A 22,298-nucleotide genomic window follows, 5' to 3' on the forward strand; every position below is an offset into this window, starting at 1 on the left:
ATTAATGCTCGCGTGCGTGGTTAAGCGTATAACGCGGAAGTTCGACCACCAGATCTTCATCGGTGACGCGTGCCTGACAGCTCAGGCGGCTTTCCGGCTCCAGACCCCATGCTTTATCCAGCATGTCGTCTTCATCTTCCGTGCTCTCCGCCAGGGAGTCAAACCCCTCGCGGACGATGCAGTGGCAGGTTGTGCAGGCACAGGATTTTTCACAGGCGTGTTCCACTTCGATACCGTTGCGCAGGGCAACGTTAAGGATGGTTTCGCCGGTCTCAGCTTCCAGAACTGCGCCATCCGGACAGAGGTCCGCATGTGGCAGAAAAACAATCTTTGGCATATTAAACCTCGTCCACGGAGTGGCCTTTCAGCGCGGTACGGACAGACTGGTCCATACGGCGAGCGGCGAACTCCTGGGTTTGTTTATCAACGTTTTTAATCGCTTGTTCTATGGCGTCGGTGTCATCGCCTTCGGCTACCGCAATCAGATGTGCGACGGCGTCGTCAATGGCCTGACGTTCAGCGGCGCTTAGCAGCGCGGCATCAGCAGTGAGTGCGCTGTTCAGGCTTTCCAGCACGCGTGCGGCTTCCACTTTCTGTTCGGCCAGCATACGCGCCTTCACATCCTGTTCGGCGTAGCTCATTGAATCCTGAATCATGGTGGCGATCTCGTTATCGGTCAGACCGTAGGACGGTTTCACCTGAATGGAGGATTCGACACCGGTCGATTTTTCCATCGCCGTGACGCTCAGCAGGCCGTCCGCATCTACCTGGAAGGTGACGCGGATATGCGCTCCGCCCGCAGGCAGCGCCGGAATGCCGCGCAGCGCGAAACGCGCCAGCGAACGGCAGTCCTGAACCAGCTCGCGCTCGCCCTGCAGCACGTGGATGGACATCGCGGTCTGGCCGTCCTTAAAGGTGGTGAACTCCTGCGCGCGCGCCACCGGAATGGTGGTGTTACGCGGGATCACTTTCTCCACCAGGCCGCCCATGGTTTCTAAACCAAGCGACAGCGGGATGACGTCCAGCAGCAGCATTTCGCTGTCCGGCTTGTTGCCGACCAGAATATCGGCCTGGATAGCGGCGCCAATGGCAACCACTTTATCCGGATCGATGGAGGTCAACGGCGTGCGGCCAAAGAACTCGCCTACGCGCTCACGCACCAGCGGAACGCGGGTTGAACCGCCAACCATGACCACATCCAGCACCTCTTCTGCCTCCACGCCCGCATCTTTCAGCGCGCGACGGCAGGCCAGCAGAGTACGTTTCACCAGCGGGGCAATCAATTCATTGAACTGCTCGCGGGTGATGTCGCCTTTCCAGCCCGCAACCTCAACGGTGACGGAGGCGGCATCGCTGAGGGCGATTTTGGCAGCAATAGCAGCATCCAGCACCTGACGTTGCACACGCGCATCACTACGATCGTTTATGCCCGCCAGCGCACAGATATGATCCGCCAGCAGATGGTCGAAGTCGTCGCCGCCAAGGGCAGAATCGCCACCGGTGGCCAGCACTTCGAACACCCCGCGGCTCAGGCGCAGAATAGAAATATCAAAGGTGCCGCCGCCAAGGTCGAAGACCGCGATCGTTCCTTCCTGACCGGAGTCCAGGCCATAGGCAATCGCCGCAGCGGTCGGTTCGTTGAGCAGGCGCAGCACGTGCAGGCCCGCCAGACGCGCGGCGTCTTTGGTGCCCTGACGCTGGGCGTCATCGAAATAGGCCGGAACGGTGATCACGACGCCATCGAGTTCGCCTGAAAGCGTCGCAGTCGCGCGGGCGGCCAGCGCCTTGAGGATATCGGCAGAAACGCGGATCGGGTTCAGTAATCCCGCGGCGGTGGCGATCATCGGCAGGCCATTTTCACTGGCCTGGAGCTGATACGGCAGATGCGGGTAACGGCTCTGGATATCCGCCAGCGAGCGGCCCATCATTCGTTTTACCGAGCTGATGGTATTGGCTGGATCCTGAGCGGCGTTGGTGCGGGCATCATAGCCCACGCTGTGGCCCTGGGACTGATAGTGGACCACAGAAGGCAGCAGGTGCTGACCCTGCGCATCCGCCAGCGTTTCAGCCTGGCCGCTGCGCACGGTCGCCACCAGCGAGTTGGTGGTGCCTAAGTCGATGCCCACCGCCAGACGACGCTGGTGCGGTGCGGCACTTAAGCCCGGCTCACTAATTTGTAATAAGGCCATAATCGCTTCCGAAATTAAAAATCGAGCAGCTTTTCTTCGAGTTGTTCAGCGCTGCTTCGCAGTTTATCGAGAAAACGCAGCTTGCGTACACTGTCCGCCGCCACGTCCCACGTCTCGTTATTCAATTGGTCAACCATCTGCTGATGGCGGGTATCAAACATGCCTTTTACGCGCTTAATAAAGCGCTCAAGACGGGCTTCGTCTTTGGCGTGTTCGATCTCATCCAGCTCTTCGCGAAGCTCCAGCTGTTCCATCAGGAACGCGGTGTCGCGAACGGTGTGTTGCTCACTGGAGAGGTCAAACCCGTGGCGCGACAGCAGATATTCTGCCCGGCTCAGCGGGTTGCGCAGGGTTTGCCACGCCTGATTGATGGTCGCAGAGTGCTGCACCGCCGCCAGTTGTTCCGCCTGCGTGCCGCTGGCGAATTTATCCGGGTGATACTGACGTTGCAGATCCTGGAAACGGGCCGCCAGCGCCTGAGTATCAATTTCATACCCGGCTGGTAACCCAAAGAGGGTGAAGTAATCCATAACAATCTCAGGGTTAGCTGATTAAAGCAAACCCCACACACAGCCTGGCTGCGGTGGGGTTAACAGGTGATGCGCAATTATACGTGGAAGCTTTCGCCGCAGCCGCACTCGTCTTTCACGTTCGGGTTAGTAAACTTAAACCCTTCGTTGAGGCCTTCTTTTACAAAGTCCAGCTGAGTGCCGTTCAGAAACTGCAGGCTTTTACCATCGACCACCACCTTCACGCCTTTGTCTTCGAACACGGTATCTTCCGCCGCGGGTTCGTCAACAAACTCCAGTACGTACGCCATACCGGAACAGCCGGAGGTGCGTACACCCAGTCGCAGGCCAAAGCCTTTGCCACGGTTTGCCAGAAAGGAGCTTACTCGCGCGGCAGCGCTGTCGCTAAGGGTAATCGACATAACAACCTCAACTAATTATTTTGCTTCACGTTTGCTTTTGTAATCCGCGATTGCGGCTTTGATCGCATCTTCCGCCAGGATAGAGCAGTGAATTTTTACCGGCGGCAGTTCGAGCTCATCAGCAATATCGGTATTTTTAATCGCCTGCGCTTCGTCCAGAGACTTGCCCTTCACCCACTCGGTGACCAGGGAGCTGGAAGCGATTGCAGAACCGCAACCGTAGGTCTTGAAGCGCGCGTCTTCAATGATACCTTCATTGTTGACTTTAATCTGCAACTTCATTACGTCGCCACAGGCTGGTGCACCCACCATGCCGCTGCCCACGCTGTCGTCGCTGTTGTCGAAAGAACCTACGTTACGTGGATTCTCGTAATGATCGATAACTTTTTCGCTGTATGCCATGCTGAATTCTCCTTATAAACCGATTAGTGATGTGACCATTCAATGCTGTTCAAATCCACGCCTTCTTTGAACATTTCCCACAGTGGAGAAAGTTCACGCAGACGGCCAATAGAGTTGCGAACCAGTTGGATGGTGTAGTCAATCTCTTCATCGGTAGTGAAACGACCTAAAGAGAAACGGATAGAGCTGTGTGCCAGTTCATCAGTCATGCCCAGCGCACGCAGTACGTAGGACGGCTCCAGGCTTGCGGAGGTACACGCAGAACCGGAAGAGACGGCCAGGTCTTTCAGCGCCATGATCAGCGACTCGCCTTCAACATAGTTGAAGCTGACGTTGAGGATGTTCGGTGCGCCCTGCTCGAGATCGCCGTTCAGATAGACTTCTTCCATATCTTTCACGCCTTCCCACAGACGGTTGCGCAGCGTACGCAGGCGCGCCATCTCGGTTTCCATCTCTTCTTTGGCGATACGGTAGGCTTCACCCATGCCCACGATCTGGTGAACAGGCAGGGTACCGGAACGCATGCCGCGCTCGTGACCGCCGCCGTGCATCTGGGATTCAATGCGGATACGTGGCTTACGACGCACGTACAGCGCGCCGATACCTTTCGGGCCATAGATTTTGTGGCCGGAGAAGGACATCAGATCCACTTTCAGCTGGCTCAGATCGATAGGCAGTTTGCCCACGCTCTGGGTCGCATCAACGTGATAGATGATGCCGCGCGCACGGCACAGTTCGCCGATAGTCGCGATATCCTGCACCACGCCGATTTCGTTGTTCACGTGCATGATGGAGACCAGAATGGTGTCGTCACGCATTGCCGCTTCGAGCTCTTTCAGGTCGATGATACCGTTGCGCTGCGGCGCGAGGTAGGTGACTTCAAAGCCTTCACGCTCGAGCTGGCGACAGGTGTCCAGCACGGCTTTGTGTTCGGTTTTGCTGGTGATGATGTGCTTGCCTTTTTTCTGATAGAAATTAGCTGCACCTTTGATCGCCAGGTTATCGGATTCGGTTGCGCCTGAGGTGAAAACAATTTCACGCGGATCGGCACCAACCAGCTCAGCAATCTGATTACGGGCGATATCGACCGCCTCTTCAGCATGCCAGCCAAAACGGTGTGAACGGGAAGCCGGGTTACCAAAGTTTCCGTCCAGGGTCAGACACTGCATCATTTTCTCGGCAACACGCGGGTCCACCGGCGTGGTTGCGGAGTAATCGAGATAGATCGGTAATTTCATTGCTCTTTAAACTCCGTACATCGCTTCAATGCAAGGAATCAGGCAACCGGCTGGATGTACGACCGAGTACACGGGGCGAGTCTTCGCCCCGGCCTGATTCTGAAATACTTTTTTTTATTAGGCGCGCAGTTTAACGTCGATTGCGTCTTGCGCGCGGGTGCTGCGTTGTGAATCGTGGCTATGCTGACGACCAGATACATCCAGAACTTCCTGGTTGTTCACCAGTTCACCGAGGGTGATGTTGTTCAGGAAGCCGGTCAGACGGTCGCTCAGATCGCGCCACAGCGCGTGAGTCAGGCACTTATCGCCGCCCTGACAGCCGCCTTTACCCTGGCAACGGGTCGCGTCGACGGATTCGTCAACTGCGCTGATCACTTCGCCAACAGCAATACTGCCCGCGTCTTTACCTAACAGATAACCACCGCCAGGACCGCGAACGCTGGAAACCAGGCCATTCTTACGCAGTCGGGAGAAAAGCTGTTCCAGATAAGAGAGGGAGATTCCCTGACGTTCAGAAATATCAGCCAATGGAACCGGGCCCGCTTCGGAGTTGAGCGCAACGTCCAGCATCGCGGTCACGGCATAACGCCCTTTAGATGTCAGTCTCATGTCTTACTTAACCTCAAACTCGCCCCTGCCCGGGGTTTTTTATTGTAAAGTGGGGGTATTGCATAGCAGGGCCAAGTCTGACATTCCTGACTAAAATGGTCAACTATTTACTTGACTGTTTTAGTCAGGTATTTAACCTTCTGTGCGTTCAGCTGTTTTGCCGGGTGGCGCTTCGCTTACCCGGCCTACAGGACCGTAGGCCCGCGCAAGCAACGCGCCGCCGGGCAACAACGCGCACCCTTACTCTTTATTCTTCTGCTCAATCGACGCCAGAATACCGCGCAGGATGTTCAGCTCCTGGCTTTCCGGACGTGCGCGAGTAAAGAGGCGACGCAGGCGGTTCATCACCTGCCCCGGATGGTCGGGGCGGATGAAGCCGGTGGCGAGCAGAGTCTGCTCCAGATGACCGTAGAAACGCTCCAGATCGTCCACCAGCGGGTACGGCGTCTCTTCATGTTCAGCCGGAAGCTCTTTTTCCTGGGTCGCCAGCCAGGCCATGCGCACTTCATAGGCGATGACCTGTACGGCCATCGCCAGGTTCAGCGAGCTGTACTCCGGGTTAGCGGCAATGGCGACGTGATAGTGGCACTTCTGCAGCTCTTCGTTGGTCAGCCCCACGCGTTCGCGGCCAAACACCAGCGCTACCGGCGCGTGCTGCCCTTCGCTGATGCTCTTCAGGCCGCATTCACGCGGATCGAGCATCGGCCAGGGCAGAGTGCGTGAACGCGCGCTGGTGCCCACCACCAGGCTGCAGCCCGCCAGGGCTTCATCCAGCGTGTCGACGATCTGGGCATTGCCGATCACGTCGCTGGCGCCTGCCGCGAGGGCGATGGCCTGAGAGTCGGGTTTAACCAGCGGGTTAACCAGCCAGAGGTTGGTTAAGCCCATGGTTTTCATAGCGCGGGCTACGGAGCCCATGTTGCCGGTATGCGATGTTTCGACCAGCACGATTCGGATATTTTGCAGCATAATTTTTCTGAGTTTGAAGAATATTCGGTGATGTTATCATAAACGAGAGACATATTCCGATCCCGCTGCTATACTCTGCGCCGTTTTCGTTTCCCCGTTCTTTAACATCCAGTGAGAGTAACCGATGCAACATCCAATGTTGACCATCGCCGTGCGCGCAGCGCGCAAGGCGGGTAATGTAATTGCCAAACACTACGAAACGCCAGATTCCGTAGAAACCAGCCAGAAAGGCAGCAATGACTTTGTGACCAATGTCGATAAAGCCGCAGAAGCGGTGATTATCGAAACCATTCGCAAATCTTACCCGCAGCACACCATCATCACCGAAGAAAGCGGTGAGCATGAGGGCGAAGATCAGGATGTTCAATGGGTTATCGATCCACTGGATGGCACCACCAACTTCGTTAAACGTCTGCCACACTTCTCCGTTTCTATCGCCGTACGCATCAAAGGCCGTACTGAAGTGGCGGTGGTTTACGATCCAATGCGTAACGAACTCTTCACCGCGACCCGCGGTCAGGGCGCTCAGCTGAACGGCTACCGTCTGCGCGGCACCAACGCTCGCGACCTCGATGGCACCATCCTGGCGACCGGCTTCCCGTTCAAAGCTAAACAGCACGCCCCTGCCTACATGAAAATTCTGGGTAAACTGTTCACCGAGTGCGCGGACTTCCGCCGTACCGGCTCCGCTGCGCTGGACCTGGCCTACGTTGCCGCTGGCCGCGTTGATGGTTACTTTGAAATTGGCCTCAAGCCGTGGGACTTCGCCGCTGGCGAACTGATCGCCCGTGAAGCAGGCGCGCTGGTATGTGATTTCACCGGTGGCCACAACTACATGCTCTCCGGCAACATCGTTGCGGGTAACCCACGTGTGGTGAAAGCCATGCTGGCGAACATGCGTGACGAACTGAGTGAAGCGCTGAAGCGTTAATTCCCGATAACCGCACCACGCGGTTCCCTCTCCCTGTGGGAGAGGGTCAGGGTGAGGGCATCAGGCCGCATCCCATTAAAACGGCCTTAGTCCCCGCCCCACCGGCACCGCACTGACCCACATCGTGACCGCCGCGACCAGCAATACCACGCCTCCCGCCAGGGCCAGCGTCGTCCATCCTACCTGTCGCCACAGCACCGGCGTTTTATTGCCGCTGAGCCTGACCGCCAGCTGACGAAAACCGTGTACCAGCAACGCCAGGGACGAAATGGTCAGCCCTGTTCCCGCCGCCATCGCCAGCGCCGAGGCCACGCCCCAGCTGAACACGCCGATCACCTTACTGAACAGCAAGACCATAATGGCCCCGGAGCAGGGCCGCATCCCCATCGACAGAATAATCATCAGCCGCGCCCGCCAGTCGTCAGCGCGCTGGATCTGCGTTGGCGTAGGCAGATGTTGATGCCCGCAGCCGCAGTTGGCGTCGTGCACATGGTGTGGGGTAAAGGCTTTGAAGGTGGGTTTGCGCAGCAGCGCGCGCAGTTTTTTCAGCGCCCGCCAGCAGAGCATCAGCCCCAGCACGCCCACCAGCGCGTAGCTGCCCTTCTCCAGCCAGAAGCTGCTCATATGCAGATCCCGGGCCGGAAGCCGCAGAAGCAGCAACACGCCCACCACCAGACCGATCGCTACGCCGCCCTGTAATAAAGACGAGGCCAGGGTTAAGCCGATGCTCGATTTCAGTTTAGAAGGGTGAGTCGCCAGCCAGGTGGTAATGACGATTTTGCCGTGACCCGGCCCCAGCGCGTGCAGTACGCCATAAAGGAAGCTGAAGATGAGCAGCGAGCCACCCGCCGCCGTCGGGTTATCGGCCACCGCCTTCAGCAAACCGCTCATCTGCTGGTTAACATCCCGCTGCCAGAGAATGCTCTGGCGCATCACCTGCGGCCACGCCTGCCACAGCCACACGGCCCCGGCCACAGAGAGAACGAGAAACAGCACCAGCGGCCAAAGATGCCATCCGCGACGTAGAGGTATTACTGACATTGTAAGGTCACCGTCTGGGCAAACTGTTTACCGAGATCCATATCTTCCGGGGGGGCGTCGTCTTTATCCAGCGAGCTGGCAAAGTTGAGCGTCTCGTCGCTGGGCTCGGGAGTACTGACGCTGAGAGCGCACTGACTTTGCAGGGCTTCCGGCAGGGTCACGTCGCTATCCTCTGCGTAGCTCATGTCGACGTAGTAGGAGGGATCGAAGGTCGAGAAAGTGTACTTTTGCCCGGCCAGCGGCTGAGGCTTCGCCAGGGGGAGGATAAAGGTCAGCACTGCCTGGTGATTGACGCGGCTCATACCGTACTGGATAGGACGATTAAGGAATTTTACCTTCTCTCCGTTATGCCAGAACTCGGTGAAGTAGTGCTGACCGAGCACGTTGGCCATCACCTCCGCCGCCAGCTTTTTCCAGATTTCATCCCCCGGCCTGGCGTTTCCGGCATCATACAGAAGGTCTGCTGATGTTAATTCGTCCATCGTCCAGCGCATTTTCAGGCCGGTTACCTGCTCGTCTTTCACCATAATCTGCGTTTTCAGGGTGATAAAGCTGTGAGGGTGCGCGGCGGCGGCAAAAGATAAAACCGCCAAAAAAAGCGCAGTTGCGCTGCGTTTAACTATTTGCATCTCTTCCTCACGTCAAAAATTCTGTGATGTTCACCCGGATTCCTGAAGGAAAGCCCGCAAATCCATGCCAGGGCGTACATCCTTTAACTATTCTTATCGAACACTCTAACTGGAACCCGACAGATGATGACGACACTTGAAATGCCATCTGCACTTTCCAGTTCGCAGCGCCGCTGTCAGGTTCTGTTGATGCTCTATGTGCCAGGTTTCCGCGCCACCGTGCAACGCATCGGTGAAATTAACGGTGTCGATGATACCATTGCCCGGCAGGATATCGCCGAGATGCGCACAGAGATCCAACGCTACCATCAGCTCGACATTGCGACTCAGCATGATGGCTGCTACCTGCTTGAAGGTAGCCACCTGAACCAACGTTTATGCCTGTTACACTGGCTGCGCCGGGCGTTACGCCTCTGCCCCCACTTTATCGCGCAGCAGTTTACCCCATCTCTTAAAATCGCGCTAAAACAGCTTGGCATTGCCCGCACGTTATATGACGACACCAATCTGCGGGCGCTGGTGAATTTCTGCTCCCGCCGTCTGCAACGCCAGTTCGAATGCCGTGACGCGCAGTTTTTACAGCTCTATCTGCAGTACTGCCTGCTCCAGCACCAGCTGGGCCAGAGTCCGGCGTTTTCAGAGGTTCAGCGCAACTGGACCCAGTCGCGCAGCGAGTATCTGATGGCGCAGGAGATTGTTCGCCACTGGCAGCGCCGCGTGGTGCAGGTGCCCCACGCCGACGAGCAACTTTTTCTTGCCCTGCTGTTCATGATGCTTCGCACCCCCGATCCCCTGCGCGATATGCACCAGGAAGATGAGCGACTGCGACGAGCCATTACCCGGATGATCGCGCGCTTTCGTGGACACACGGGGATGCGTTTCAGTGACGAGCAGGGGCTGACCGACCAGCTCTATGTTCACATCGCCCAGGCGCTGGACCGATCCCTGTTTGGCATTGGGATCGACAACAGCCTGCCGGAGGAGATCTACCGTCTCTATCCGCGCCTGATGCGTACCACCCGGGAGGTGCTGTTTGAGCTGGAAGCGGAGTTTGGCCTGCGTTTCTCCGAGGAGGAGGCGAGCCTGGTGGCGGTGATCTTTGGCGCCTGGCTGATGCAGGAGAGCGATCTGCATGAAAAGCAGGTGGTTTTACTGACCGGAGAGGATAAGGCGTGCGAGGAGCTGATTGAACAGCAGCTTCGGGAGCTGACCCTGCTGCCGCTGAACATTCGCTACGTGACGTTACAGGCTTTTCAGAAGGACGGTGCCCCGCGCGAAGCGGCCCTGGTGGTGACGCCGTACACCACCGCCCTGCCGCTGTTCTCGCCGCCGCTCATCCACGCCGTGGAGACGTTGAATGCGCAGCAGCAGGAACATATTCGCGCCATGCTGGAATCTTAGCGCGCGGCAACCCGCGGACGCAGCAGAACCGCGGGCAGCGCCACCAGCGCCATTACCCAGAAGACCCCGTGGCCGAGATGCTGATACAGGAAACCGGCAAACACGGTCATGATCGCAATACTGCCTCCCATCGCCACCGCCGAGTAAACGGCCTGCAGGCGGATCACCTCGCTGCCTTCCCGCGCCGAGATATAGCGCATCGCCGCCAGATGGCATACCGTGAAGGTGCCGCAGTGCAGGATCTGGGCGACAATCAGCCACGGCAGTTCGGTGGTCCAGCCCATGATCCCCCAGCGTATAACGCCGCAGACGGCAGACAACAGCAGCAGATCCCGGGCGCCGAATCGGCGGAACAGCCGGTTGCTGAGGGCAAAAATGATCACTTCTGCCACTACGCCCAGCGACCAGAGATAACCCACGGCAGACGCCGAGTACCCCGCCCCCTGCCAGTAGATGGCGCTGAAACCATAGTAGGCGGCATGCGCCCCCTGCAGCAGACAGACGCAGGCCAGGAAACGCCAGCTCTGGGCGACAAGCGACCGCCAGGCCGGCCAGCCCGCGCTCTCCTGATGCCGGCTCTCTCCCTGCGGCATCACCGAAGGTCGCAGCAGCATGCCGAGCAGCATCGACAGAATGCCAACGCTCAGCAACGCCAGAATGGCGCGATAGTCGTACAGGCTGACCAGCTTGCCGACCAGCGCCGAGCCAATCACAAAGGCAATGGAGCCCCAGAGCCGCACCCGGCCATAGTCCATGGTGATCTGTTTCTGCCAGGTGTTGGCCAGGGCATCGGTGAGCGGCACCAGCGGCGAGAAGAAGAGGTTAAAGCCCACCATCACCACCATCAGCCAGGCAAACTGCTGGCTGATCCAGAAACCTGCCATAAAGACGAGGGTGAGCAGCGCCAGCACGCGCACGGCTTTAATTAACAGAGAGGGATCGCTGACCCGGGGTGCGATGAGAAGGCTACCGAGAAAACGCGCCACCAGGCCCGAGCCCAGCAGAAGACCAATCATCTCCGGCGTAAGGCCAATACCCTTGAGCCAGACGCTCCAGAATGGCAGAAAAATACCGTAGCTAAAAAAGTAGGTGAAATAGCTGAGCGCCAGCCAGCGTGTGGAATGCAAAACCATGAATCCCTCCCGTTTTGGAGGCGATAGTCTGGCGGTAAAAACCGGCTGGCGCAAGCGGGTATTAACAGCTGATTAACAGCTCTGGACGGCACTTTTGACGGCAATTTCCATCGCGAAGTGGCTGCTCTCTCCCTGGCCTAATGCCACCAGCCCAGGCTGCCCGGCCATATGATGGGCATTGACCGGATGGCTCTGGGGCTCCAGGCATAAGAATGATTTACCCGACATTCTGAACAGCATCAGCCACGGAGTTTGCGCTCTGATTGTGATATTCATCACATCACGTGTAATGGTCGCCACGCCGTTCCAGCCAGAATAGCCGACGTTCAGCCAGCGATCCCCACCCTGCCGGGGCGTGCTGAAATCATTTTCGGGCGGGATATCGCCCTGCCACGCCAGCGGCAAATGGTGCTCCCCCTCCGGCCAGTAGCCGCTGGCTGAAAATTGCAGGTGGCTTTGCGCATCAAAACAGAACCAGGGATGAAAGCCCAGGCCGTAGAGCATTGGCTCCTGGCCGAGATGGGTGAGCGTCAGCGCCGCACGCAGTACGTTCTCGCGCAGCTGATACCGCAGCTCCACCCGATAATCAAAGCCGCACGCATGCTGGCTGCGCAAGGTCAGCAGACATTCCGTGCCGGTGAGTGAAGCCACCTCCCAGCGCGACTGCCAGCCGTCGCCGTGGAGGAAGAAGCGCTCATCAACCGGGCTTTCAGGCAACAGGATTTCCCGTGCCTTAAACCTGAAACGATTCCCCGCCACCCGGTTTGCCAGCGGCAGCATCGGAAACAGCGCGCTGTCCCCTCCATCCCATAACACCGGCTGACCGCAGGCCAGGGAAAAGAGCTCCTGTAACCCGCCGCCCTGCGGGTTGACGCGCATCCGCAGATGCGCGTTCTCTATCAACAGTAAGTCCATCAGTGGGCGCGCTCGGCACTGCCTGCAGACGCCACTTTGCCGTGCTGTTTCTCCAGCTGTTCCTCAAGCGCTTCCAGGGTTACGCCTTTGGTCTCCGGCACTTTACGCAGAATGTAGAGATACCCTGCCGCACAGATCACCCCGTAGAGCAGGAAGCTGCCCGCCGCACCCAGCCCGGCATTGAGCAGTGGGAAGGTGTAGGTCAGCAGGAAGCAGGCAATCCACAGCGCCAGCGTGCCCATCGACATCGCCAGGCCACGCACGCGGTTGGGGAAGATCTCCGACAGCAGCACCCAGGTGACCGGGGCAAGCGTCAGGGCATAGATCGCAATCGCCGCCAGCACCAGCAGCAGAACCGGCCAGCCCATTATGTTCATGGCGTAGGCGCTGGCAATCAGCACGTAGATAATGGTCAGGCCCGACGCCCCCAGCAGCATCAGCTTGCGGCGGCCAATCTTGTCCACCAGCGGCAGTGCCGCAAGGGTAAAGACGAGGTTAATGATGCCGGTGGCAACAATTGATTTCAGGGTGTCGTTGATATCAAACCCGGCGGAGGCGAAGATCTCCTGGGCATAGTTGAAGATCACGTTGATCCCGCACCACTGCTGGAACATCGCCAGCACCATGCCGATGATGACGATGGGTTTAACCGAAGGCTGTAACAGCGTGGAGAAGGCCACTTTCTGGCTGTCTTTTGCCAGGGTGTGAGCAATCTCGTTCAAGGTCTGGCTGGCGTACTCCGCGGTGCCGATACGCTCCAGCATGGCGCGGGCACGCTCTGGCTTACCGGCCTTCATCAGCCAGCGTGGGGATTCCGGCACAAAGAACATCAGCACCAGAAACGCCAGAGCCGGAACCAGCTCCGCACCAAACATCCAGCGCCAGCCGGTTTGACCGTTCCAGGTCTGGACGATAGCCTCCTGCGTGGCGCCTGCCGCTACCGGCTCGGCAATCATCAGGTTTACCAGCTGGGCTGCCAGCACGCCCACCACGATGGTCAGCTGGTTGATGGCCACAAAGCGGCCACGCTTTTCCGCCGGGCTGACTTCGGCGATGTAGAGCGGACTCAGGGCGGAGGCCAGGCCGATCCCCACCCCGCCTACGATGCGGTAGAACACGAACATATCAAAACTGCCTGCCGCCGCCGTGCCCCACGCCGAGGCGCTGAACAGCACCGCCGAGAGGATAAGCGGACGCTTGCGGCCAAATTTATCGGCACACCAGCCGGAGATCAGGGCCCCGAAGATACAGCCCACCAGCGCGGAACTCATCGCCCAGCCGGACTGAGCCGGGTCGGTAATGGAGAACCAGGCCTCATAGAAGGGTTTGGCCCCGCCAATCACCACCCAGTCGTAGCCAAACAGTAATCCACCGCAGGCGGCGACCAGACAGATTGTCCAGACGTAGCCCATTTTCAGTTGTGTCTGCGCGCTATTATTCATGTTGATTCCTCTTTAAGGGAAACGCAGGGTACAGAGGGTAACAGGTGGGTCTCCCCACCTGCGAGGTCGGTTAATGGAAAATGCCCGTGGCCTGCGCATGCTGAATCAGATGCGCTTTGTCATGGGCCGGATGGCGTGCCAGTAAGGCACCCAGCTGGCGTTTGCAGGCGGCGATATCCCCCAGCCCCGCATAGCCCAGCGCCTCGATGAACAGGCAGTGCTGCTGATGCTGATGACCGGCTGGGGTATCCAGCACCACCAGATCCGGCAGCGACACCGCAAAGAAATCCGCCTCCGGCACGCCATCGCGATGGGCTTCCACCCAGGCCAGGAAGCCCCGGAAATGACGATCCGCCGCCGCGCTGTCGCCCAGCTGGCGCAGCGCCATCCCCTGCCAGAAGAGGTAATCTGCGGGCTGATCGTTGTAGTAGCGTCCGGCATCCAGGGTCGAGCCGCCCTCTGCCGCCCGGGCAAAGCAGCGCTGCGCGTCGGCCTGCGCATCAAGTTGCGCGTGGCAATACCCCAGCAGATACCAGATATCGTTATCGGTCTGGCCCGGCAGGCGCCCCTCGCCCAGGTTGTGCGGATAGCGCAGCGCCGACTGCAACAGCGCTATCGCGTCGCGAAACTCACCGCGCCCGATGTGCTGTAAAGCCTGGTGCTGCTGGTTGAGCAGATACTGCCCGGTCACTTTACCTTCCCCGCCCTCCCACGGATGGAACTGACGCTCCCGCAGCACCTGCGCCGCAAGGCTATAGCGCCCGGAACAGTTCCATAGGCTCAGCAGCTCCGCGGTGAGATCATCGCGCTTCAGGACCACATTTTCCCGCCCGGTGAGCATGGCGAGACGCTCCGCCACCGGCTGGCCGGTAAGCTTATTGAGATAATCAAGCTCGAACAGGAAGCGGGGATTCTCCGGCTCCAGCGCCACGGCGCGCTGCAAGTATTGTTGTGCCAGGGCCAGGTTATGCTGTTTATTCCAGGCGTAGATCCCCAGCAGGCGGTGCGCGGGCGCAAACTGCGGCGCCTGCTTCAGGGTAAATTCCCAGCAGCTCACCGCGTCGTCATAGCGGCGTTTGCTGTACCAGAAGCAGCCCAGCAGATAGCGGGCAAAGGGATCGTCCTGCAGGCTTTGCAGCATCTGCACTTCATCAAGAGCGTTCGGGAAACGGACCCGCCTGGCCTCGCACTGGCGCGCCGCCGCAATATAGCGGGCACGGCTTGCGGGCTCGTCGCTCAGCGCGGCCCGCCACAGCTGAGGCAGGGTCTCCTGGCAGTCGAGCAGATCCAGCATCTCGCGGGCGGCGTCAGGCATGCCCATGGAGGTTAACCAGCCGGCCAGCACGCAGGCATTGGCCCCGCGACGACCGGTGACCTGCAGCAGCTTGTCACGTGCAGCCTCGTCCCGGCTGATGGCCCAGCGCGCATAGTGCAGGGCGTAGCTCAGCGGGTGGGTGTGCAGGCAGCCCTGGATGTACTCCAGCGCGGCGTCGTCACCCTGAATCTCCGCCAGCGCGAGCGCTTTCAGCCCCATCGCCAGATTGTTACCGGCATTGATGCCCAGGCTGATATCGACTTTTTCCAGCGCGTCGGCAGTATTCCCGCGCTTCATTGCCAGCCGCGCCAGAGACCAGAAGGCCGCGTCACGGCAGTTGCCGCTCCAGGAGGCTTTGTAGTAGTGATCCCATGCGGCATCGTCCTGCCCCTGCCGCTCCAGCGCCGTCGCCAGCAGCTGGCTGGCTTCGCCATCGCGCGGGTTCTTATTCAGACGGTGGGCGCGAACCAGCGCGGCTTCAGCGCAGCGTTGCGCCAGCGCCCAGTCGGCGCGATTGAGGGCCAGGGTACCCAGCGCCACGTTGTTGCGGTAGTCGTGGGCATCCAGCGCCAGCGCCCGGCGGTAGTAATCCTCCGCATAGCGGCTGGCGTGGTTGTACTGCTCCAGATGCTGCCCGATAAAATAGAGCTCATCGCTGTTGCCGATCGCCTCCGGCATCGCTGGCGCGGTGGCCGGATCCGGCAGCGGCGTCTCCTGCGGGATGTGTTCCAGATAGTGCAGTAGCGTGCGGCCCGCAGAGTCTTTTACCCGCAACGTTAAGCGCTGCGGCCAGGTATCCGGCAGCGCATGCTGCCAGCTTTCACCCGGCATCAGGGTCAGCTGCGTCTCCAGGACGGACTGGCCGTCGGCGGTCAGTTCGAGGCGCACGTCGTTCAGCGGTGCGATGGCGTAAACGCCAAACTGAAGCTGCTGCTCGCGGCGTTCAAGCTTCAGCGCCAGGTCGGTACTGGCGTTGTGCACCTGGCCCAGCTCGCTGTAGGGCAGGAAATTCTGGACGAAGATTTTCTCTTCATAAGGGGCAAGCCAGGTGAAATCGGGCTGGTTATCGGTAAAGACCCCGGTCATCAGCTCGATATAGGGGCCGTTTTCATCGGTGAGATTGCGATCCCAGGCGCGGCCAAAATCGTCATGGCCCCAGCTCCACTGCTTTTTGCCCGGCGAGACGTGATGATCGGCCACGTGCAGCAGGCCGCCCCGCTCGCCGTGATGGTATGCCCCGACAAAGTCGTAGTCCGATTTTTCGGCCATGTACGACGTCGGAACCGGGACATTTTTGTAGCGGGAGATATCCACCCCCGCCGAGTAGTCGACTTTATAGTAGGTTCCGGTGGCGATGGGAAAAGCAGAGACTGCGCGCTTGCCGTGGTCAAACACCGCCGTGACGTCCGGCGGGAAGACGCTCTGATGATCGTCCCCGCCCTTCACCGCCGGGTTCGCCCACCACAGGAAGTGGCGCGGCGTGGCGTTGCCGTTGAAGACTTTACCGGTGATCTCAATCAACGCCCGGTCAGGATAGAGGGTGAACCCGGTCATCACCTGCAGGCCGCGCATCGGCTCGGCCTCGCCCATCCAGACGGTTTGCGCCCCGTTATCCTGCTGCTGGAAAGTGACGTCGACCGGCATAAAGGTGGTCGGACGGTGGTGTTGCGGCCAGTTAAATTCGATCCCGCCGGAGATCCACGGCCCCAGCAGCCCCACCAGCGCCGGTTTCACCACTTCGTTGTAGTAAACGAAATCCCGCTGCTGAACTTTGTCATATGCCCGATGAATACGTCCGCCCAACTCCGGCAGCAGCATGATGCGGATATAGTCGTTTTCCATCCACACGGCCTGGTAGTCGCGGCTTTCCCGAACGCCGGTCAGGGTATCCGTCACGCCATAGGGGTAGACCGCACCAGAGGAGCCCTGGTAGACGCGCTTCTCCAGAAACATCGGGTTGGTATCTTCCGCGCCGGTGGTCCACGTCGGTAATGCGACGGTCTCCCGCCAGACCTTCACTGCTCCAGACATATTCACTCTCCAGTAAACAAATAACAGTAAAAAACGATAAGATGGCAGTGTAGAGAGGAATTCGGCGCGCTGATTGCGTAATGCTCACGCAATAAAATTAACGGAGTTTAGTGAATGCAGGTATCCGGTCTGAACAATACCAGCGTGCGACAGCATAACCGCCGCACCATTATGTCGCTGGTCTGGCGTTACAAACGCCTGAGCAAATCGCAGCTGGCCCAGTACACCGGGCTCTCTATTCCGGCGGTGAGTAAGATTCTGGATGAGCTGGTCGCCGACAATAAGCTGGGGCATTCCCGTGAAAATCTCAGCACCCGGGGGATGAACAGCGGCCATTACCAAATCCCGGATGATGGGCCATTGATACTTTGCATGAATGTTAGCCCCACCAGCATAGAGAGCCAGCTGATCGACGCCCGCATGTTGCCGCAAGGGGAATTTCGCTGGACCGACGTCAACGCGCAGACGCCGGAGGCGCTGTTGCAGGCCATTGAAAACCTGTGGCAGCAACAGCGCAAACGGTGGCCGGGGCAGCGGATCAATCTGGCATTAGGCATCCACGGCCAGGTTGATACCGCTACCGGCGTGTCGCAGATCATGCCCCAGGCGCCGTGGAAAAAACCGATTGAAATTAAGTATCTGCTGGAGGAAAAACTGGGCATCACGGTGAGGGTGGATAACGACTGCGTGATGCTGGCCCTGGCGGAGAAATGGCAAAATCCGGACAACCGCGACGATTTTTGCGTCATTAACGTCGACTACGGCATCGGCTCCTCCTTCGTGATTAACGGCCAGGTCTATCGCGGGACGCTCAACGGCAGCGGGCAAATCGGACACACCATTTTCGATCGCGACGGCGTGGCCTGCGCCTGCGGGCGATACGGCTGTCTGGAAACGGTCGCGTCGTTATCCGCCCTGAAAAAGCAGGCACGCTTATGGCTGAAATCCCAGCCCGGCACCCTCGGCCTTGACCCGGATGCACTTACCAGCCTGCAGTTGATTGAAGCCTGGCGGCAGGGAGATGAGAGGATCCAGCGCTGGGCAGACGAGGCTGCCAATGCCATCGGGCTGACGCTCTACAACCTGCTCAACATCCTTAACATCAATCAAATCTGGTTCTATGGCCGCAGCTGCGCCTTTGGTGAACGCTGGCTGGAGACCATCAACCGCCAGATTGGTTTTACTCCGTTCGATCACGGCGACGCGGTGCGTAACCGGCAAACGGAAATCGCCTTCGGGGGCTTAACCCGGCAGCAGCAGATTATCGGTATCGGGTATCTGTTTGTTGAAGATGCGCTGGCGGCAGGCTAACGAAAAACAGGCTGAAATGCCGGGAATTTAAATCATTCTGATGGCTGATTTCTGAAGAAAACCTGAATGGCGGGCCGGCATTTTGTGTATTAGCTTTAAGATAAATCCCACCCACAGCGAGCCTGCCATGAACACATTACGGTATTTCGATTTCGGTCAGTCCCGGGCACTGATCCTGTTGATTGCCCGCCTCGCCCTTATCGCTCTGTTTATTATTTTTGGCGTACCCAAGATGTTCGGCTTTGACGGCACGGTGCAGTATATGGAGAAGCTGGGCGCGCCCATGCCGATGCTGGCCGCCATTGTGGCGGTGATCATGGAAGTGCCTGCCGCCATCCTGATCGTGCTCGGCTTCTTTACCCGTCCGCTGGCGGTGCTGTTTGTCTTTTATACCCTGGGGACGGCGGTGATTGGTCACCACTACTGGGATATGAGTGGCGATGCGGTGATGCCGAATATGATTAACTTCTTCAAGAACATCAGCATTGCCGGCGGGTTTCTTCTGCTGGCGGTCGCCGGGCCGGGCGCCATCTCTATCGACCGGCGCTAGCCATAAAAAAAGGCCGCGAAAGCGGCCTTTTTGTTCTGCACAACAGACTTATGCGTAAACCGGGAAGCGAGCGCAGATATCCAGCACTTTCGCTTTCACGCGTTCGATAACGGCTTCGTCGTTGATGTTGTCCAGCACGTCACACATCCAGCCAGCCAGCTCTTTCACTTCCGCTTCTTTAAAGCCGCGGCGAGTCACAGCCGGAGAACCGATACGGATACCGGAGGTCACAAACGGGCTCTTCGGATCGTTTGGTACGCTGTTTTTGTTCACGGTGATGTTGGCGCGGCCCAGGGCAGCGTCAGCTTCTTTACCGGTCAGGTTTTTATCCACCAGATCCAGCAGGAACAGGTGGTTTTCAGTGCCGCCAGAAACCACTTTGTAACCGCGGTTCAGGAACACTTCCACCATCGCTTTGGCGTTTTTAGCAACCTGCTGCTGGTAAACCTTGAACTCTGGCTCCATCGCTTCTTTCAGCGCCACGGCTTTTGCCGCGATAACGTGCATCAGCGGGCCGCCCTGCGCGCTTGGGAAGACGGCGGAGTTCAGTTTTTTATACAGATCTTCGTCGCCACCTTTCGCCAGGATCAGGCCACCGCGTGGACCTGCCAGGGTTTTGTGGGTGGTGGTGGTCACGACGTGGGCGTGTGGAACCGGGTTAGGGTAAACGCCTGCGGCGATCAGACCGGCAACGTGCGCCATGTCCACGAACAGGTATGCACCGATGCTGTCTGCGATTTCACGCATTTTTGCCCAGTCAACCACACCGGAGTAAGCCGAGAAGCCACCGATGATCATCTTCGGTTTGTGCTCTTTGGCCTGCTTCTCCATGTCTGCGTAGTCGATTTTACCGGACTCATCGATACCGTAAGGGATGATGTTGTACAGTTTGCCGGAGAAGTTAACCGGGGAGCCGTGAGTCAGGTGGCCGCCCTGCGCCAGGTTCATACCCAGAACGGTATCGCCCGGCTGCAGCAGTGCGGTGTAGACCGCGAAGTTAGCCTGGGAGCCAGAATGCGGCTGCACGTTCGCGTAGTCAGCGCCAAAGAGTTCTTTCGCACGGTCGATGGCCAGCTGTTCAACAACATCGACATACTCGCAACCGCCGTAGTAGCGCTTGCCCGGGTAACCTTCAGCGTATTTGTTGGTCAGCTGAGAGCCCTGCGCCTGCATGACGCGCGGGCTGGTGTAGTTTTCGGAGGCGATCAGTTCGATGTGCTCTTCCTGACGTACTTTTTCCTGCTCCATAGCCTGCCACAGTTCGGCATCATAATCGGCAATGTTCATTTCACGCTTTAACATCCGCATCTCCTGACTCAGCTAACAAGTAAATTTTGGCCTGAAAAGGCAGTCCTGATGGACGACGGGCAACAGTATAACTGATTAGCAGAGTGATAACAGGTCTTGACAAACGATTTTACGCAAACGTTTACCTGCCCGCCACGCAAGGGTTTGAGGAATAACGCCCTCGCCCCGCAAAACGGATTTCTTTTCAGCTTTGTGATGCAGTTAATTCATGTTGCAAAGAACCATTTACAACGCAGGGTTATTTTTTATAAGATGCATTTAAAATACATCATTAAAGTAACATTTAAGGAAGCTGCTATGTTAGACGCTCAAACCATCGCTACCGTGAAAGCCACCATCCCCCTGCTGGTTGAAACCGGTCCTAAACTCACCGCCCATTTCTACGATCGCATGTTCGCGCACAACCCGGAGCTCAAAGAGATTTTCAACATGAGCAACCAACGTAACGGGGATCAGCGTGAGGCGCTGTTTAACGCCATTGCCGCCTATGCCAGCAATATCGAGAACCTGGCGGCGCTGCTGCCGGCGGTGGAAAAAATTGCCCAGAAACATATCAGCTTCCAGATCAAACCCGAGCAGTACAACATTGTTGGCGGCCACCTGCTGGCGACCCTGGACGAAATGTTCAGCCCGGGCCAGGAGGTGCTGGACGCATGGGGTAAAGCCTACGGCGTGCTGGCAAACGTCTTTATCAACCGTGAAGCGCAGATCTACAGCGAAAACGCCAGTAAGAACGGTGGCTGGGAAGGTACCCGCGCCTTCCGTATCGTGGAAAAAACCCCGCGCAGCGCCCTGATCACCAGCTTTGAATTCGAGCCGGTCGACGGCCAGCCGGTGGCCGACTATCAGCCAGGCCAGTATCTGGGCGTGTGGCTGAAGCCAGAGGGCTTCCCGCATCAGGAGATCCGCCAGTACTCCCTGACCCGCAAGCCGAACGGTAAAAGCTACCGTATTGCGGTGAAACGTGAGGAAGGCGGCCAGGTTTCAACATGGCTGCATAACGAAGCTAACGTCGGGGATGTGGTGCATCTTGCCGCGCCAGCGGGCGATTTCTTTATGGCCGTTGAGAGCAATACGCCGGTCACGCTGATCTCCGCCGGTGTCGGCCAGACACCGATGCTGGCGATGCTGGATACCCTGGCGAAAGCGCAGCACGGCGCGCAGGTTAACTGGTTCCACGCCGCGGAAAATGGCGAAGTGCATGCGTTTTCTGATGAGGTGAAAACCCTTGCGGCGGGTCTGCCCCGCTTCAACGCCCACACCTGGTATCGCCTGCCGTCTGAGGACGACCGTGCCGCAGCGCGCTTCGACAGCGAAGGCCTGATGGCGTTAAGCCAGCATGAAGGTCTGCTCAGCGCACCGGAGATGCAGTACTACGTGTGTGGTCCGGTGGCGTTTATGCAGTATGCCGCGGCGCAGCTCATTGAGCTGGGTGCGAAGAAAGAGAACATTCACTACGAGTGCTTCGGCCCGCATAAGGTGCTGTAATGCAAAAAGCCCCTCTTAGGAGGGGCTTTTTTTTCCGGCTATGCGGGGGATTAAATCGCCGCGTCGTCTTCTTCGCCGGTACGGATACGGATCACGCGCGACACATCAAAGACGAAGATCTTGCCGTCACCGATTTTGCCGGTCTGGGCGGTGCGGATAATGGTATCCACGCAGGTTTCCACGATGTCGTCCGACACCACGATTTCAATCTTTACCTTCGGCAGGAAATCAACCATGTATTCCGCGCCACGATAGAGCTCAGTGTGGCCCTTCTGACGACCAAAGCCTTTCACCTCTGTCACCGTCATGCCGGTGATGCCTACTTCTGCCAGCGCTTCGCGTACATCATCCAGTTTGAAAGGTTTAATAATCGCATCAATCTTTTTCATGGTGGTCCTTAAACTTATGCCTGTCAGCTGCCTCGTAATCGGTTGCTCACAGTATCATATTCAGGCGGAATTTAGG

The 22,298-nt window shown here is 58.2% G+C and carries 21 protein-coding genes; 5 read left to right on the top strand and 16 right to left on the bottom strand.

Features of this window, described 5'->3' with window-relative positions:
• Position 1: 1 nt before the first annotated feature.
• The 8 genes from fdx to trmJ all read right to left on the bottom strand — a co-directional run bounded on the left by fdx (position 2) and on the right by trmJ (position 6,338).
• The gene (gene fdx, locus NB069_RS16325; protein WP_039029728.1) at positions 2-337 is read right to left on the bottom strand and encodes an ISC system 2Fe-2S type ferredoxin; all 336 of its coding nucleotides are present in this window, start codon (positions 335-337) and stop codon (positions 2-4) included.
• A 1-nt stretch (position 338) separates the two neighbouring features.
• On the bottom strand, positions 339-2,189 hold the full coding sequence (gene hscA, locus NB069_RS16330) for a Fe-S protein assembly chaperone HscA (RefSeq protein ID WP_250585231.1): 1,851 nt from the start codon (positions 2,187-2,189) through the stop codon (positions 339-341).
• Positions 2,190-2,203: 14 nt separating this feature from the next.
• Complete coding sequence (gene hscB, locus NB069_RS16335) at positions 2,204-2,719, bottom strand: co-chaperone HscB (protein WP_138369753.1); 516 nt, start codon at positions 2,717-2,719, stop codon at positions 2,204-2,206.
• Between the two features lie 77 nt (positions 2,720-2,796).
• A complete protein-coding gene (gene iscA / locus NB069_RS16340) occupies positions 2,797-3,120 on the bottom strand; it encodes an iron-sulfur cluster assembly protein IscA (RefSeq protein ID WP_039029731.1) in 324 nt (107 codons plus the stop codon).
• 15 nt (positions 3,121-3,135) lie between these two features.
• Positions 3,136-3,522, bottom strand: a complete 387-nt coding sequence (gene iscU / locus NB069_RS16345) for a Fe-S cluster assembly scaffold IscU (RefSeq protein WP_004866383.1) — start codon at positions 3,520-3,522, stop codon at positions 3,136-3,138.
• 23 nt (positions 3,523-3,545) lie between these two features.
• On the bottom strand, positions 3,546-4,760 hold the full coding sequence (locus NB069_RS16350) for an IscS subfamily cysteine desulfurase (RefSeq protein ID WP_250585233.1): 1,215 nt from the start codon (positions 4,758-4,760) through the stop codon (positions 3,546-3,548).
• A 117-nt stretch (positions 4,761-4,877) separates the two neighbouring features.
• Positions 4,878-5,369: a Fe-S cluster assembly transcriptional regulator IscR gene (gene iscR, locus NB069_RS16355; RefSeq protein WP_008502158.1), complete on the bottom strand. Its 492-nt coding sequence runs from the start codon at positions 5,367-5,369 to the stop codon at positions 4,878-4,880.
• A 240-nt stretch (positions 5,370-5,609) separates the two neighbouring features.
• Positions 5,610-6,338: a tRNA (cytosine(32)/uridine(32)-2'-O)-methyltransferase TrmJ gene (gene trmJ, locus NB069_RS16360; RefSeq protein ID WP_250585236.1), complete on the bottom strand. Its 729-nt coding sequence runs from the start codon at positions 6,336-6,338 to the stop codon at positions 5,610-5,612.
• A gap of 124 nt (positions 6,339-6,462) precedes the next feature.
• On the opposite strand from trmJ, the gene suhB reads away from it, so the two are divergent.
• Positions 6,463-7,269 (top strand): inositol-1-monophosphatase, encoded by an 807-nt coding sequence (gene suhB, locus NB069_RS16365; RefSeq protein WP_250585238.1) that lies wholly within the window; start codon positions 6,463-6,465, stop codon positions 7,267-7,269.
• A gap of 75 nt (positions 7,270-7,344) precedes the next feature.
• On the opposite strand, the gene NB069_RS16370 is transcribed toward suhB, so the two are convergent.
• Both NB069_RS16370 and NB069_RS16375 read right to left on the bottom strand, forming a co-directional pair.
• Positions 7,345-8,310 (bottom strand): nickel/cobalt transporter, encoded by a 966-nt coding sequence (locus NB069_RS16370; protein ID WP_250585240.1) that lies wholly within the window; start codon positions 8,308-8,310, stop codon positions 7,345-7,347.
• On the bottom strand, positions 8,301-8,939 hold the full coding sequence (locus NB069_RS16375; protein WP_250585242.1) for a DUF1007 family protein: 639 nt from the start codon (positions 8,937-8,939) through the stop codon (positions 8,301-8,303). Before NB069_RS16375 ends, NB069_RS16370 begins: the two co-directional genes overlap by 10 nt.
• 123 nt (positions 8,940-9,062) lie before the next feature.
• On the opposite strand from NB069_RS16375, the gene csiE reads away from it, so the two are divergent.
• The gene (gene csiE / locus NB069_RS16380; protein ID WP_250585243.1) at positions 9,063-10,340 is read left to right on the top strand and encodes a stationary phase inducible protein CsiE; all 1,278 of its coding nucleotides are present in this window, start codon (positions 9,063-9,065) and stop codon (positions 10,338-10,340) included.
• Here csiE and NB069_RS16385 read toward each other — a convergent pair.
• From NB069_RS16385 to NB069_RS16400, 4 genes are all read right to left on the bottom strand, one after another.
• Complete coding sequence (locus NB069_RS16385) at positions 10,337-11,473, bottom strand: 3-phenylpropionate MFS transporter (protein WP_250585245.1); 1,137 nt, start codon at positions 11,471-11,473, stop codon at positions 10,337-10,339. The genes csiE and NB069_RS16385 overlap by 4 nt on opposite strands.
• A gap of 72 nt (positions 11,474-11,545) precedes the next feature.
• Entirely contained in the window at positions 11,546-12,391 is an 846-nt protein-coding gene (locus NB069_RS16390) for an aldose 1-epimerase (RefSeq protein WP_250589532.1), read from the bottom strand.
• Positions 12,388-13,830 (bottom strand): sugar porter family MFS transporter, encoded by a 1,443-nt coding sequence (locus NB069_RS16395; RefSeq protein ID WP_250585247.1) that lies wholly within the window; start codon positions 13,828-13,830, stop codon positions 12,388-12,390. Before NB069_RS16395 ends, NB069_RS16390 begins: the two co-directional genes overlap by 4 nt.
• A gap of 70 nt (positions 13,831-13,900) precedes the next feature.
• Positions 13,901-17,176 (bottom strand): DUF5107 domain-containing protein, encoded by a 3,276-nt coding sequence (locus NB069_RS16400; protein WP_250585249.1) that lies wholly within the window; start codon positions 17,174-17,176, stop codon positions 13,901-13,903.
• Between the two features lie 114 nt (positions 17,177-17,290).
• On the opposite strand from NB069_RS16400, the gene NB069_RS16405 reads away from it, so the two are divergent.
• Complete coding sequence (locus tag NB069_RS16405; protein WP_250585251.1) at positions 17,291-18,487, top strand: ROK family protein; 1,197 nt, start codon at positions 17,291-17,293, stop codon at positions 18,485-18,487.
• 127 nt (positions 18,488-18,614) lie between these two features.
• Entirely contained in the window at positions 18,615-19,037 is a 423-nt protein-coding gene (locus tag NB069_RS16410; RefSeq protein WP_250585253.1) for a DoxX family protein, read from the top strand.
• Positions 19,038-19,085: 48 nt separating this feature from the next.
• Here NB069_RS16410 and glyA read toward each other — a convergent pair whose 3' ends face one another.
• Positions 19,086-20,339, bottom strand: coding sequence for a serine hydroxymethyltransferase (glyA, locus tag NB069_RS16415; RefSeq protein WP_250585255.1), 1,254 nt, complete (start codon positions 20,337-20,339; stop codon positions 19,086-19,088).
• Positions 20,340-20,642: 303 nt separating this feature from the next.
• On the opposite strand from glyA, the gene hmpA reads away from it, so the two are divergent.
• Entirely contained in the window at positions 20,643-21,833 is a 1,191-nt protein-coding gene (gene hmpA, locus NB069_RS16420) for an NO-inducible flavohemoprotein (protein ID WP_250585257.1), read from the top strand.
• 50 nt (positions 21,834-21,883) lie between these two features.
• Here hmpA and glnB read toward each other — a convergent pair whose 3' ends face one another.
• Positions 21,884-22,222, bottom strand: a complete 339-nt coding sequence (glnB, locus tag NB069_RS16425; RefSeq protein WP_039029746.1) for a nitrogen regulatory protein P-II — start codon at positions 22,220-22,222, stop codon at positions 21,884-21,886.
• Between the last annotated feature and the right edge of the window lie 76 nt (positions 22,223-22,298).

The organism is Leclercia adecarboxylata (assembly GCF_023639785.1).
Lineage (GTDB): Bacteria > Pseudomonadota > Gammaproteobacteria > Enterobacterales > Enterobacteriaceae > Enterobacter > Enterobacter adecarboxylatus_D.